Source organism: Pseudoalteromonas sp. SA25, from assembly GCF_011378705.1.
Lineage (GTDB): Bacteria > Pseudomonadota > Gammaproteobacteria > Enterobacterales > Alteromonadaceae > Pseudoalteromonas > Pseudoalteromonas arctica.
Window position 1 is genome coordinate 74,537 of the sequence record NZ_WTKV01000001.1, and the last position, 13,617, is coordinate 88,153.

Genomic DNA, 13,617 nt, shown 5'->3' on the forward strand with positions numbered 1-13,617 from the left:
CCTAGTGATGAGCGTGTTGAGTAGATGGTTTTGACTGCGTAGCTTGCGCTTCAAGCGACACGACTTGAGCATTAGTGAACAAGCGATTACCGTCACTAAAATATAGCGTGAGTTTGCGTTCTTGCCCTACTTTTAATGGCTCTTGTGGTTCAAATACCATTAAATGATAACCGCCAGGTTGAAAACTGACACTTTCGTGCGCTTTAATTTCAACTGATTCAACTTGTTGCATTTTCATCATGCCGTCTACATGTGAATGCTCGTGTATTTCAACACGCCCTAAGCCATCAATAGTTGCCTTAGTTAAAGTTGCTGCGGCTCCACTGTGATTTATTAGCGTTAAATAACCTACAGTTGAAGTACTGCCAGGTAAAAACTCTCTAACTTGCGCGTTAGTTACTTCGAGCACAGCCACATCAGAACCATGATCGTGCCCTGAGTGCGCCGCCAACGATGACGAAAAAAAACTAAATATTAATGCAGAAGCCATCGAAAAACATAGTTTCGTCATCATTCTTATCCTTATGAAAACTTTAAATTACAGGCTAAATTTAACATAGTTAACCTATAATAGTCAGTCAAATTAAGGATTAAGAGGCTACTTTTTTGTTATCGGCAACAAGCCAACACAACACTGCAACAAATAGTAACGGCCATGCAATCATTATAGATCCGAATAAAAGCGCTAAAACAGTCCCTGCTAATGCCACTACACCTGCACCAACTAATCCCATAGTAATTAAAGCCACTACAGCAACTACAGCAACAATTGCGGCCAAAGCACCTACAAGCTCGAGCCCAGCCCAGCTAATATCAGCAATCCATAACGGCAACTGCCAAGAATCAATCTGCACAAACGTTATTAAATCAGTAAACAGTAATAAATAGATAATTACACATACTGCCAAAGCTTTCATAGTAATTCTCCTTATACCAACCGGCTTATATATGAGGTCTCTTTAACGATAAGAAAATTGCGCTATAACTAGGCAAAAATTTTTATATCTAGTTGTTCTACATAAAATTTTTAACAACGTTATAAAGTAATTTAATTTGTTAAATTGTTCAAATATTTATGCCTGTTGGTATTAATACTCTTTATTTTCAAGGCAGCAATGCGCTATAAAATAACCAAGTGCAATTGCAAACGGAAAACTCAAAAACAACAAAATAGTAACTACGCGTGTTGCCCATACAGGAAAGTCCAATCTACGAGCTAAACCACTACACACACCTGATATTTTTTTATTTAGAGTATCTTTATACCAACCTCGTTGACGATTAAAGCTGTTCATAGCAATCTCCTAAGCAGTTTGTTTTAAATTAGTATTTAAGTTCGCTTTTAAGCGAACCAGTTCAGCATCAATTTTTTCATTTTTAACTAACGACTCAATTTGGGCACTCGTAGAGCTTGCTGTATCAGTCAGCTCATAAGCCTCTACTTGAGCTTCAATACCTTCAACACGCTGCTCTATTTGTTCAAAACGAGACAACGCATGAGCTACTTTATCGCTTTGTAGTTGCGTACTGATCCGCCCTCTAGCAATAGCAACATTATGACGCTGCATTAACTGAGCTTGCTTAGTTTTAGCCATAGCCATTTTTTGCTGCAGACGCTCACAATCAACCTTAATTTTTGCAATAGACTCTTGCAGTGTTTCTAGTTGAGTTTGCTTATTTTCAATGCTTTCGTTAACGCGCTGCTTTTCAAGTAAGGCAGACTTAGCAAGGTCATCACTGCCCTTCTCAACCGCACGTTCTGCTTTAATTTGCCAAGCTGCTAATTCTGTTTTTTTAGTATCAATTTGGCGATTAATTATTTTCTCTTCACACAATAAAGCGGCTGCTGTACTACGGCACTCATTCAACGCATCTTGCATCTCGGTAAGCATTAGGTTTAAAAGTTTTTCTGGATCTTCTGCTTTATCAAGCATGGCCACAATGTTTGATTGAATTACATCATTTACGCGGTTAAATATTCCCATGGTATTCTCCTGTTGATTTTTAATTAATTTCAACAAGAAGATTCCAAGAGTTGTGCCAAGTTCATCAAAACAAAAATAAAACATTTAAAATCATAGTGATAAACAACAAGCACTCTAGTTTTAGTGACTTCCAGCTGAACAACATAGAGTGTAATTGGCCAATAAATTATGCTTTTGACTAATATTTAGGATCAAAAAAGCCACTCGAAAGTGGCTTAAATTTAGAACTTTTAAAGCTAAGCTTTATTCTGGTACAAAGCTTAATGCTTGATCCATTACCGATAAATCAGCTTGCTTACCATGACCACTTTCAGAAAGGTGGCGTCTAAAACCTCGTGCACCAGGCTGCCCTTGAAAAATACCGAGCATGTGACGTGCAATATGCCAAAAATTAGCACCCAAACGCATTTCTTCTTCAATGTAGCTGTACATTGAGCGCACTACGTCGTGGCGTGATTGTGTGTTTGCAGCATCACCATAAATTTTCTCATCAACGTCATTGAGCATAAATGGGTTACTGTAAGCTTCACGCCCAATCATTACACCATCAATATGTTGTAGATGTTCTAGGCTCTGCTCAATTGTTTTAACGCCGCCATTTAGGCTTAAGTCTAGCTGCGGATAATCTTTTTTAAGTTGATAAACACGTGGGTAATCAAGCGGTGGGACTTCACGATTTTCTTTCGGGCTTAAACCATTAAGCCATGCTTTACGAGCATGAATAATAAAATCATCACATCCTACTTTATGAGACGCTTCAATAAGCGCACATAAAAACTCATACGAATCTTGCTCATCAATACCAATACGCGTTTTAACAGTTACAGGAATACTTACTTCGTTTTTCATTGCTGCAACACAGTCCGCAACTAATTGAGGCTCAGCCATTAAGCATGCGCCAAATCGACCATTTTGAACTCTGTCTGACGGGCAACCTACATTTAAATTTATTTCGTCATAGCCACGCTCACCTGCGAGCTTTGCACATTGCGCAAGCGCTTTAGGATCAGAGCCACCAAGTTGCAGTGCAACTGGGCCTTCGTGTTTATTAAAATGTAAGTAGTCGCCTCGACCAAATAAAATAGCCCCTGTGGTTATCATTTCAGTATAAAGCACAGTATGTTTAGTCATTTTGCGATGAAAAGTACGACAATGGCGATCAGTCCAATCAAGCATTGGTGCCACAGAAAAGCGTCTATCCAAAGTACATTTATTCAAAGCAAACCTCAGGGTATTAAAGTTATTAAGCACAGCTTAAAAGGCGCTGCATTTTACACAAAAGCCTGGCAGGCATCAATGTTAAGAGAATACCTGCAAGCCAAAATAATGGGCTATGCCATTTAAAATATTGGTAACCGCAACCGAGCTTAAAATAAGCCCCATAATTCTACTTATTATACTTGCACCACTATCACCAATTAATTTATGTACATGCGTTGCAAGCAGTAACAAAACCAGTACAACCGCTAATACAGCAAGCATCATTGAAGACGTTAGTAATTGCTCAACCCAGGTATATTCTTCATTACGAGTCATTAATACGGCGCCTAACATAGCGCCAGGGCTCGCGATAGACGGAATCGCAAGCGGAAAAATAGCGGTTTCAGTGCTGTCGCGTACACTTTTAATTTCGGCTTCAGGCTTACTTTCACCAAATATCATTGAAAGCGCAAAAATAAGTAATATGATACCGCCGGCTATTTGAAAAGCCGAAAGTGGAATTTCAATTGCGTTAAGTAATTGCTCACCTGCGAGTACAAAAAATAAGAGCACTAATGCAGATACACCTACCGCTTTAAATATAACTTTACGTTTAAATTTCTCATCATCACCACGTGTGACTGCAATAAATACAGGTACAGTGCCAATGGGGTCAATAACCGCAAAAAAGAAAATAAATATAGCCAATAGTTCGTGCATTACTGGGTTTCCTAGGTAAAAAGCGCTTAATAAAAACGCTGCAACTACAACACAGTATGTTAGTATATCACGGTAGCATAAGGATAAGAGTAATGATGAATATAGAATCACTCGTAAGTAAAGCAAAACAAGTTTGTGACAACCGTGGTGCGCGTTTTACGCCTATCCGCGAGAAAGTATTTCGTCTATTAGCCAGTGCACAAGGTGGTGTTGGTGCATACGATTTGCTTGAGCAATTAAAAGTAACTGAAACAGGTGCTAAACCTGCAACTATTTATCGTGCATTAGACTTTTTAGCTGAACTAGGTTTTATTCATAAAATTGAAAGCACAAATGCATTTATGCTGTGCCATCATTTTGATCATATTCACCCGGTACAATTATTAATTTGCGATACATGTGGCTTTGTTAAAGAATTACACTCGAGTGTAATTTCGCATGAGCTTAATAATCTAGCTGCCGAAGGTGGCTTTGTCGTATCAGGGCAAACAATAGAAGCACATGGTAAATGTGAATCTTGCAGAGCATCATAATCCTTCAAAGTTATCCTTAGTGACTATACTCAAACTATATAGTCATTTCACAGAACAAATTTAAGAGTAGCCACTATGAATGTAGAATTCATCAATCCTTTTTTATCTTCTTTAATTAATGTTTTAAGCACTATGGCTCAAACTCAATTGAAGCCGGGTAAACCTCGCATTAAAACTGATGAGATAGCCTGTGGTGATGTATCAGGTTTGATTGGTATGGTTGGCCCGCAAACGCGTGGATCATTTTCAATTACATTTGATGAAGGATTAGCATTAACCATCATGGAGCGTATGCTTGGCGAACGCCCTGATACTATAGATGAAGAAGTTACCGATATGGTTGGCGAAATAACCAACATGGTAACTGGTGGTGCTAAAAATTTACTTGGCGAGAAAGGCTTCGACTTTGATATGGCAACGCCTATTGTGGTATCGGGTAAAGGTCATACAATTACTCATAAAAGCCAAGGTAAAAAAATCATCATGCCATTTAGTTGTGATGCTGGTAATGCAAACATTGAAGTTAGCTTCGATAAACTATGAGTTGGCAGCAAAAGCAAATTATATTAAAGCCTCGCCAGCGAGGTTTTCATATAATTGATGACGAAATATTATCTCAACTTCCTGAACTGGCGAGTTACAAAATTGGCTTGTTACATTTATTTATTCAGCATACCTCAGCGAGCCTTACAATAAACGAAAATGCAGATCCCACTGTTCGTATGGACATGGAAAGCCATTTCAATAAATTCGTTCCTGAGCGTCAACCTTATTATCGCCACGATTATGAAGGTGACGACGACATGCCTGCACACATAAAAACCAGTACATTAGGCTGCGAGCTAAGTATTCCTATTTCAAATGGTTATTTAGCGTTAGGTACATGGCAAGGCATTTATTTAGGTGAACATCGTGATTCTGGTGGCTCTAGACGAGTTATAGCAACTATTCAGGGGGAGCTATTTTAACAAAAGCTTCAGGTTTCAAAGTATTAACTCTTCTGTACCTCACTCATATTTCATAACTTCAAAGTACGACACCTTTCTTGTAGGCGCTGATCTCGCGCGAAGCGATAGCTTCTAACAACCAAAACTTCAATGTTGAATATTGCACATAGAATAAAGTAGATAAGAGAGATTTTAAATTATAATTTTATTTATGATTTTTAATACAGAAAATTTTGAAAGGATATAAAAAGATTGGAGCGGTACACGAGGCTCGAACTCGTGACCTCGACCTTGGCAAGGTCGCGCTCTACCAACTGAGCTAGTACCGCATTATATTTTCATTCAACACTACAATTTCTTTTGGTTAGAAATTGGAGCGGTACACGAGGCTCGAACTCGTGACCTCGACCTTGGCAAGGTCGCGCTCTACCAACTGAGCTAGTACCGCATTATATTTTCATTCAACACTACAATTTCTTTTGGTTAGAAATTGGAGCGGTACACGAGGCTCGAACTCGTGACCTCGACCTTGGCAAGGTCGCGCTCTACCAACTGAGCTAGTACCGCATTTTTTATTTCTTCAGTTATTTTACGTTGGTGCGCGACAGGTCGCGTTCAACATTCTAGCAACTGAGCTAGTACCGCATTTTAATTATGGATATAAAACGACCACAATAAAAACAACTCAAACACACTAACCCCGCGTGGGTTATCGTCTTGAGCGGGGCAGGATTCTACAATAATACAGTCTGTTTGCAAGTGTTTTTTACAAATTAAAGAAATTTTCTCTATAGACTTTTAATTCCATAATCGAATCTTTAATGTCATCCAAAGCAAGGTGCGAACCTTTTTTGTTCACTTTTGCAAGCACTTCTGGTTTCCAGCGACGTGCTAATTCTTTAATAGTACTCACATCAAGATTTCTGTAATGAAAGAAGTCTTCAAGCTCGCGCATATATTTATTCATAAAGCGGCGGTCTTGACCAATTGAATTACCACACATTGGCGAAGTGCCTGCTGGTACCCACTGCTTTAAAAACGCTAAAGTTTGCTCTACAGCATAGGCTTCATCAAAGGTACTTGCTTTGCAGCGCGCTGTTAAACCCGACTTACCATGTTGAGTAGTACACCACTCGTCCATGCCATTTAGTAATTCATCACTTTGATGAATAGCTATAGTTGGCCCTTCGGCTAATATATTCAGGTCTGCGTCAGTGACAACCGTCGCAATTTCGAGTATTTTATCGGTCTCTGGTTCGAGCCCTGTCATTTCAAGATCGAGCCAAATTAAATTTGATTTATTAATAGTCATAATTACCTAAGCGGTGCTTTCCTTTAGATCCAACGCATTTCGATATATCATATTAGCATCAACCGTCGAGCTAAAGCTTTTTTTAGGAAAAGCGACATTTAACTAAGGTTATAGGCCTCCAGTGGCAAAACAAAAAAAATTAAGTAAAGGCCAATCGCGTCAGATCAAGGCCAATCACCAAAAGCGCATTAATAGCGCAGACTCAAGACCGGCTAAAAAAGGGGCGCAAGAATGGCAAACCGATAACTTAGGTCAGGTCGAGAGCGCAATTGTGATCAGTCGTTTTGGCCAACACGCCGATGTCGAAACTGAAAATGGCGATGTACTTCGCTGTAATATACGCCGTACTGTGTCTAATTTAGTATGTGGTGATGAAGTATTATTTCGACGTGCCAAAGTAAGTGAGGGTGATTTAGCCGGTGTAATTGAAGCCACGCAAGAGCGTCGCTCGCAACTTACCCGCCCTGACTTTTACGACGGTGTTAAAGTTATTGCAGCCAACATTGACCAAATACTCATGGTATCGGCTGTATTACCCGAGTTTACACCCAGTATTATCGACCGTTATTTAATAGCCTGTGAAGATATGGGCATTGAGCCAATTTTAGTGCTCAATAAAACCGATTTAATTGACGAAGCAGGCCTTAACGAAATACAAAAAGTTCTCGATACCTATCGTAAACTTGATTACCAAGTACTCCTTGTTAGTAATATATCAGGCGATGGTATTGATAAATTAAAAGAAGTACTTGTTGATAAAAATAATATTTTTGTTGGCCAAAGTGGTGTGGGGAAATCAACCCTCGTTAATACTGTATTGCCTAACGCTGAAATATTAACTAAAGAAGTATCTGAAAACAGCGGCTTAGGCCAGCACACAACAACTGTTTCGCGACTTCACCATTTACCAAGTGGCGGTAACCTAATCGACTCGCCAGGTATTCGTGAGTTTGGTTTATGGCATTTAGATGTTGAGCGTGTAACGTGGTGCTTTAAAGAGTTTAGAGAATTTATAGGCGGGTGCCGCTTTAGAGACTGTAAACATTTAAACGATCCGGGTTGCATCGTTAAAGAAGCAGTAGCCGATGGAAGAATTTCTCAATTGCGCTTTGACAGCTACCACCGAATTTTAGAAACAATGGCCGATGGCCGTGCAGGCGCCCGTGCGCCTCGCGTATAATTTAGGAAAAATACTGTGAGTTTAGACAAATTTAAAATCGCAATGCAGTACGCAATGCCAAAACATTTTATTTCACGCGTAGTCGGCAAATTAGCTGCTGCAAAAGCGGGTGCTTTAACCACTACTTTAATTAAACTATTTATTAAGCAATATAAAGTAGATATGAGCGAAGCCCAATACCCAGATCCGGCTCATTATAAAAGCTTTAATGAATTTTTTACTCGCCCTTTAAAAGACGGCATGCGCCCAATGGTAGAAGATAGCAATATCATCATTCATCCAGTGGATGGCGCAATCAGCCAGCTAGGCGACATTGTTGACGGACAGCTAATACAAGCTAAAGGACATGATTACAGCTTACAAGCGCTGCTAGGCGGCTCTCAAGATGATACAACACCATTTTTAGGCGGTAAGTTTGCCACTATTTATTTAGCGCCTAAAGATTACCACCGTATTCATATGCCAGTTGATGGCACACTAAGCAAAATGATTTATGTGCCAGGTGATTTATTTTCAGTAAACCCACTTACAGCGCAAAACGTGCCTAACTTATTTGCACGTAACGAACGGGTAGTCGCAATTTTTGAAACTGAAATTGGTCCGCTTGCAATGGTACTTGTTGGCGCAACAATTGTAGCCAGCATAGAAACTATTTGGGCAGGCACTGTCACGCCACCAGCAGGTAGCGATGTATTTAGTTGGAAATACCCAACCACTGGCGATAACGCTATCACGCTTAAAAAGGGTGAAGAGATGGGTCGCTTTAAATTAGGCTCTACTGTGGTACTAGCATGGGGTGCTGATAAAGCTGAAATACTGGACGATCAACTACCAGAAGTGGTTACTCGCTTAGGTACTGCGTTTGCAAAAATTAACGACTAAAATAAATCGTTAATTAGAAATAAAAAAACCGCGTTTATTTAAACGCGGTTTTTTATTTTTGTAGGCGTAAAGCCTGCTTACGCGAAAAGGGCCGCTTTTAATATTTATAACTGATACTTTACTTACTTATTGGCTTCTCTAAAGCGAAGCGCCCTCTTAACCTCTTTGTGAATAAATCACTTAAGATCTTATTGCACAAAGAGAAGCAAAAGAGAAGACATCTGGCATAGAAATTACGAGCTTTTCTCGTCACGCCAGCAAGCTGTGCGTATACAAGCTGTGCGTATACAAGCTGTGCGTATACAAGCTGTGCGTATACAAGCTTGGTGTAAGAGTTTTGATGTACTGTAGGCGTGAAGCTTGCTCACGCGAAAAGCGCAGCTTTTAATTTTTTAACGCCACATGTAATAACAGGCGCAAGCCCCTCAAAAACCTATTTACCACACTCTTTACACTCTGAATCTTTAATCACTTTAAAGTGCTGTTGCTTTAAAGTGAGCGCATCGAAGGTTATAAACACACATCCCTCTGCATAGCCCAGTAATAAGTTGAGCGTAAGTTGCGCCTGCATAGAGCCAATTACACCAAGTAGCGGGCTAATTACTCCTGCGTTACTGCAATTTATAACCGCTGTAGCTTCGCTTTGTGGAAAAATACAGCCATAACACGGGCTATCACTTTGCCTAAAATCAAAGCCCATTAACTGACCTTTAGTTGCCAATGCAGCACCAGAAATTAACGGTGTTTTATTAGCAATACAATAACGGTTAACACTATAGCGAGTGCTAAAGTTATCAGAGCAATCAAGTACGATGTCAGCACCTTTTAGCATGTTAACTGCATTATTCTCATCTAACTTTTGGCAATGCGTTACTATGTCTATTTGATTATTAAGACTCGCTAATACTTTACCCGCTGCAGCGACCTTGTTTTGCCCTAAGTGGTTTATTTTATAAAGCACTTGGCGCTGTAAATTTGAAAGCTCAACTTCGTCATCGTCAATTAAAATAAGCGTTCCAATGCCCGCCGCAGCTAAATACAAAAGTGCTGGGCTACCTAAACCACCAGCCCCCACTACTGCAACCGTTGAGGATTTAAGTGCTAACTGCCCTTCAAGCCCAACTTCTTCAAGCAACAAATGGCGGCTATAACGAAGGGTTTCTTTTTCGCTTAGCTCATTCACGTTTACCAGCCTTGTTAGTATTGCCCTTGTTAATATTAATGTGCACTGCTTATGGCCACTTGCAGAGCACTTATAGCCTCTACGTAATTATCAGCCTCGGTAATCGCACGCACTACGGCAACACTGCCTACGCCGGTTTTCGCTACCTGCTCAGCACGGCTTAAGTCAATACCGCCTATTGCCACTGTTGGATAGCTTTGCATAAGCGGTACAAATTTAATCAGCTTTTCAAGACCTTGTATTTGCCCTGTCATGTCTTTTGTTGTGGTTGGGTAAATAGCACCAAATGCCATATAACTAGGGCGATAATTATGCGCACGCAGCATTTCATAAAAGCCATGAGTAGAAAGCCCAAGCCTTAGCCCAGCGTCTTTAATAGCGGCTAAATTAGCAATGTCTAAATCCTCTTGCCCTAAATGCACACCATACGCACCATGCTTAATAGCTAGCTGCCAGTAATCGTTTATAAATACCTGTGCGTTGTATTGCTTGCCCAGCTCAACAGCTTGCTTAATGAGCTCATTCAGCTCGTCTTGCGTTTTATTTTTAACGCGTAACTGCGCTGTTTTAATGCCTTGTTGTAGACACTTTTCTAACCAATCGGTGCTATCAACAACCGCATATAAGCCCAGCGATTTACTTTCACAAGGTGCAAAATCAGCAGCCATATTAAAATCAAGCGGCACATCAAAATCTAGTTCATCGCCCAGCCAGCTACCTGGCTCAATTACTTGTGGGTAGTCAGCTAAATTAGTAGGGAACGATGTATGAGCAACCGGTCCAATCCCCTCGCCGTATCGAACAGACTGTTTTAGCCCTTGGTTTATATATGCCTTAGCTAAAATAAAGGCATCTTTCAATGGGTAGTCTTTAGCTAAACACGCAGCAATTACCGAAGCCATGCTACACCCGGTGCCGTGGTTATGCGGTGTTTGTATTTTTTGATTGCCTAACCAATATTCTTCACCACTTTGCGTATTACTATCAATACAATAATCAATGCAGTAGCCACTTGGGTAATCCCAATGTCCGCCTTTAATAACAACGGCTTTTGCGCCCCAGCTTAATAGCTTATTAGCCGCTTCTTTTATTGCAGCCGGGCCAATTAAATACACACCGGTTAATAACTGTGTTTCGTGTGTATTTGGAGTTATTACATCCACCAGCGGCAGTAGGCATTCTTTTATTGCGCTTACCGTGTCTTCTTCTGTTAGTAAGTCACCGCTTGAGGCAATAGCGACAGGGTCATATACAATAACGGGAGGCTCAGGCCATTTAGCTTTATAATGACTTATATGTTCGCTGATCAACTGAATTTGCTGCACATTGGCTAACATGCCAATTTTTATCACTTTGGCTTTCATGTCTTTTTCAAGCGCTAGTAACTGCGATTCAATAATATCGGTAGACACTGCATTAATAGCCTCTACTCCTAAACTATTTTGTGCAGTAAGCGCCGTAATTGCTGTGCAGCCATGTACACCAAAACTTTGCATTGCTTTTATATCAGCTTGAATACCGGCACCGCCGCCAGAATCAGAACCGGCAATTGTCCATACTACGTTATTCATATTCTTTCCTTCACTGCTGATGCCAAAATGGCATACCCATTGTTGGGGTTGATGGGGCTGCAACGTCTTTTTCCGGCATCGCTCTTGCTTTGTATGCAAAGCGCCCCGCTTCAACTGCGGCTTTAAATGCGCGGCTCATAGTAATTGGGCAACCCGCCCCTGCAATGGCTGAATTTAATAATACCGCATCATACCCCATTTCGAGTGCTTGGCAGGCATGCGATGGCAAACCTAAACCGGCATCTACTATTAATGTGGTATCGGGTAAGCGCTCTCGAATAGTTTTTAAATTATAGCTATTTAACAATCCCTTACCGGTGCCTATTGGTGCCCCCCATGGCATAAGTACCTCACACCCAAGTTCATTTAAGCGCTGGCAAAGTACTAAGTCATCGGTGCAATAAGGCAATACTTTAAAGCCATCATTAATTAATATTTTTGTGGCTTCAAGTAGCGCAAAAGGGTCTGGCTGTAAATTGTAATCATCGCCAATCAGCTCTAGCTTAATCCAGTCGGTGGCAAATACCTCTCGGCACATTTTTGCAAGCGTTATCGCTTCTTTAACACTGTGGCACCCTGCGGTATTAGGGAGTATTTTCAAACCGGTATTTTTTATTAACTGCCAAAAGTCATCACCCGCTGCTGCACTTTGTTGGCGCCTAAGCGACACAGTTACAATTTCAGCGCCAGAGGCGACTATCGATTGGGTCATAATGTCGGGCGACGGATAAAGTGCAGAGCCTATTAATAAACGACTCTTTATTTGCTCTCCATAAATAGTTAAACAGTCTTTAGTTTGCATGAGCTTTATCCGCCTTGAATGGGTGACAGCAACTCAACACTGTCGCCTTCATTAAGTACATAGTTACTGTGCCGACTTTGTGGAATAAATTCGCCATTAACAGCCACAGCAAAAGGCGCGACTGCACCAAAACTTTGAAGTACCTCAACGAGTGCTTTGCTATTAACATTAAGTAGCTCGCCATTAATTGTAATATTCATTCTACTCTCACTCTATTCGTGAAACTGCTTGCGCCACTAATGCCGGCGCCAACATATAACCATGTCGATACAAACCGTTAATGCTAATTACATTACCAACTTGTGATACTTCTGGGCGGTTATCGCTAAATGCAGGGCGTAATCCGGTTTGAATACTAAGTAGTCGTGCTTCGGCAAACCCGCTGTGTACGGTATAAGCCGCTGAAAGTAACTCAAGAGTTGAGCGCACTGTAGCGGCACCATTGTCTTGTGACTCTATTTCAGTCGCACCAATTACATATTCATGATTAGGTTTAGGCGCTATATAAATTGGATAACGCGGGTGCATTAAACGCACGGGCCTTATTAAACTTACCTCTGGTGCGTATAACCTTGCTACTTCGCCGCGCACACCTCTAAGCGGTTTATCATCTTGAGTATTTTTAGCACCAAGCCCACGGCAATCAATAATATAATCGAATGGTCGATTGTTTATTTTGTTGTCGCTAATGGTTACGCGCTGATTAAATACAAATTTTACTTTGCGTTTGTTGAGCTGTGCAAAGCTGGCTTTATAAAATGCTTGGTTATCTATTTGCCCCTCGCAGGGTAAAAATAAGCCTTGATTAAAGCGCCCTGCCAGTTCAGGTTCAAGCATTGTAATTTGTTGAGCATTTATATGCTCGGCAGTGTGATCAGCTAGCGGTTTTATACGCTGTGCAAAGCTTTGTAAATCGCCTTTGTCCTGCTGGTGCGCAATGACCAAAGTGCCTTGCTGCTGAAAAAAAACGTCACTTTCAAGCTCGGCAATAATGCTGGGCCAGCGCTTCATTGAATCAAGACCCATTAAAGCTAAATCAGCCTCGCACAATACCGACTCTGCAAGCGGGGCAAGCATTGCTGCTGCCACTTTACCTGCGCTATTTTGAGTATGCTCGTCATCTGCTTCAAAAACAGTGACATGGTGCTGTTTACTCAGCGTAAGCGCAGCTAACCTGCCCGCTAAACCAAACCCAACCACCGCAATGTTATAAACCATACAAACCTCCAAAGCAGTTATTAGTAGGTGCGAATTCACTCGCACTTCTTCAACTTTTAAAGAAGCGAGGTATAACACCTCACC

At 40.9% G+C, this 13,617-nt stretch carries 17 protein-coding genes and 3 tRNA genes; 5 read left to right on the forward strand and 15 right to left on the reverse strand.

Features of this window, described 5'->3' with window-relative positions; genetic code table 11:
* Nucleotide 1 precedes the first annotated feature (1 nt).
* The 6 genes from GQR45_RS00395 to GQR45_RS00420 form a co-directional block, all read right to left on the reverse strand.
* Nucleotides 2-514, reverse strand: coding sequence for a copper chaperone PCu(A)C (locus tag GQR45_RS00395; protein WP_080671213.1), 513 nt, complete (start codon nucleotides 512-514; stop codon nucleotides 2-4).
* Between the two features lie 76 nt (nucleotides 515-590).
* A complete protein-coding gene (locus GQR45_RS00400; protein WP_010554260.1) occupies nucleotides 591-917 on the reverse strand; it encodes a hypothetical protein in 327 nt (108 codons plus the stop codon).
* Nucleotides 918-1,088: 171 nt separating this feature from the next.
* On the reverse strand, nucleotides 1,089-1,295 hold the full coding sequence (locus GQR45_RS00405) for a PspC domain-containing protein (protein WP_010554259.1): 207 nt from the start codon (nucleotides 1,293-1,295) through the stop codon (nucleotides 1,089-1,091).
* A 9-nt stretch (nucleotides 1,296-1,304) separates the two neighbouring features.
* The gene (locus tag GQR45_RS00410) at nucleotides 1,305-1,985 is read right to left on the reverse strand and encodes a PspA/IM30 family protein (RefSeq protein ID WP_165724756.1); all 681 of its coding nucleotides are present in this window, start codon (nucleotides 1,983-1,985) and stop codon (nucleotides 1,305-1,307) included.
* 243 nt (nucleotides 1,986-2,228) lie between these two features.
* Nucleotides 2,229-3,161, reverse strand: a complete 933-nt coding sequence (gene dusA, locus GQR45_RS00415) for a tRNA dihydrouridine(20/20a) synthase DusA (protein ID WP_240920095.1) — start codon at nucleotides 3,159-3,161, stop codon at nucleotides 2,229-2,231.
* A gap of 123 nt (nucleotides 3,162-3,284) precedes the next feature.
* Nucleotides 3,285-3,905, reverse strand: coding sequence for a MarC family protein (locus GQR45_RS00420; protein WP_024589771.1), 621 nt, complete (start codon nucleotides 3,903-3,905; stop codon nucleotides 3,285-3,287).
* A 95-nt stretch (nucleotides 3,906-4,000) separates the two neighbouring features.
* On the opposite strand from GQR45_RS00420, the gene GQR45_RS00425 reads away from it, so the two are divergent.
* The 3 genes from GQR45_RS00425 to GQR45_RS00435 all read left to right on the forward strand — a co-directional run bounded on the left by GQR45_RS00425 (nucleotide 4,001) and on the right by GQR45_RS00435 (nucleotide 5,406).
* A complete protein-coding gene (locus tag GQR45_RS00425) occupies nucleotides 4,001-4,438 on the forward strand; it encodes a transcriptional repressor (RefSeq protein ID WP_007580267.1) in 438 nt (145 codons plus the stop codon).
* A 75-nt stretch (nucleotides 4,439-4,513) separates the two neighbouring features.
* The gene (locus GQR45_RS00430; RefSeq protein ID WP_007580265.1) at nucleotides 4,514-4,981 is read left to right on the forward strand and encodes a chemotaxis protein CheX; all 468 of its coding nucleotides are present in this window, start codon (nucleotides 4,514-4,516) and stop codon (nucleotides 4,979-4,981) included.
* Nucleotides 4,978-5,406 carry a secondary thiamine-phosphate synthase enzyme YjbQ gene (locus GQR45_RS00435; RefSeq protein ID WP_024613048.1) on the forward strand — a complete coding sequence of 143 codons (429 nt, stop codon included), beginning with the start codon at nucleotides 4,978-4,980 and terminating at the stop codon, nucleotides 5,404-5,406. Before GQR45_RS00430 ends, GQR45_RS00435 begins: the two co-directional genes overlap by 4 nt.
* A 232-nt stretch (nucleotides 5,407-5,638) precedes the next feature.
* On the opposite strand, the gene GQR45_RS00440 is transcribed toward GQR45_RS00435, so the two are convergent.
* The 4 genes from GQR45_RS00440 to orn form a co-directional block, all read right to left on the reverse strand.
* A tRNA-Gly gene (locus GQR45_RS00440) sits at nucleotides 5,639-5,714 on the reverse strand.
* Between the two features lie 43 nt (nucleotides 5,715-5,757).
* Nucleotides 5,758-5,833, reverse strand: a tRNA-Gly gene (locus tag GQR45_RS00445).
* 43 nt (nucleotides 5,834-5,876) lie between these two features.
* Nucleotides 5,877-5,952, reverse strand: a tRNA-Gly gene (locus tag GQR45_RS00450).
* 199 nt (nucleotides 5,953-6,151) lie between these two features.
* On the reverse strand, nucleotides 6,152-6,697 hold the full coding sequence (orn, locus tag GQR45_RS00455) for an oligoribonuclease (RefSeq protein ID WP_007585019.1): 546 nt from the start codon (nucleotides 6,695-6,697) through the stop codon (nucleotides 6,152-6,154).
* Between the two features lie 121 nt (nucleotides 6,698-6,818).
* Here orn and rsgA point away from each other — a divergent pair, with 121 nt between their 5' ends.
* Nucleotides 6,819-7,877, forward strand: a complete 1,059-nt coding sequence (gene rsgA, locus GQR45_RS00460; RefSeq protein ID WP_165724758.1) for a small ribosomal subunit biogenesis GTPase RsgA — start codon at nucleotides 6,819-6,821, stop codon at nucleotides 7,875-7,877.
* Nucleotides 7,878-7,892: 15 nt separating this feature from the next.
* Complete coding sequence (gene asd / locus GQR45_RS00465) at nucleotides 7,893-8,759, forward strand: archaetidylserine decarboxylase (protein ID WP_024608018.1); 867 nt, start codon at nucleotides 7,893-7,895, stop codon at nucleotides 8,757-8,759.
* Between the two features lie 433 nt (nucleotides 8,760-9,192).
* Here asd and GQR45_RS00470 read toward each other — a convergent pair whose 3' ends face one another.
* From GQR45_RS00470 to GQR45_RS00490, 5 genes are read right to left on the reverse strand one after another with little or no spacing between them, the layout of a single operon-like run.
* Entirely contained in the window at nucleotides 9,193-9,942 is a 750-nt protein-coding gene (locus GQR45_RS00470) for a HesA/MoeB/ThiF family protein (protein ID WP_165724759.1), read from the reverse strand.
* 35 nt (nucleotides 9,943-9,977) lie between these two features.
* Nucleotides 9,978-11,513 carry a thiamine phosphate synthase gene (gene thiE / locus GQR45_RS00475; RefSeq protein WP_165724760.1) on the reverse strand — a complete coding sequence of 512 codons (1,536 nt, stop codon included), beginning with the start codon at nucleotides 11,511-11,513 and terminating at the stop codon, nucleotides 9,978-9,980.
* A 10-nt stretch (nucleotides 11,514-11,523) separates the two neighbouring features.
* The gene (locus GQR45_RS00480) at nucleotides 11,524-12,315 is read right to left on the reverse strand and encodes a thiazole synthase (RefSeq protein WP_165724761.1); all 792 of its coding nucleotides are present in this window, start codon (nucleotides 12,313-12,315) and stop codon (nucleotides 11,524-11,526) included.
* 5 nt (nucleotides 12,316-12,320) lie between these two features.
* Nucleotides 12,321-12,515, reverse strand: a complete 195-nt coding sequence (gene thiS / locus GQR45_RS00485; RefSeq protein WP_002960781.1) for a sulfur carrier protein ThiS — start codon at nucleotides 12,513-12,515, stop codon at nucleotides 12,321-12,323.
* 7 nt (nucleotides 12,516-12,522) lie between these two features.
* Nucleotides 12,523-13,533, reverse strand: a complete 1,011-nt coding sequence (locus GQR45_RS00490; protein ID WP_165724762.1) for an FAD-dependent oxidoreductase — start codon at nucleotides 13,531-13,533, stop codon at nucleotides 12,523-12,525.
* Nucleotides 13,534-13,617: the final 84 nt, after the last annotated feature.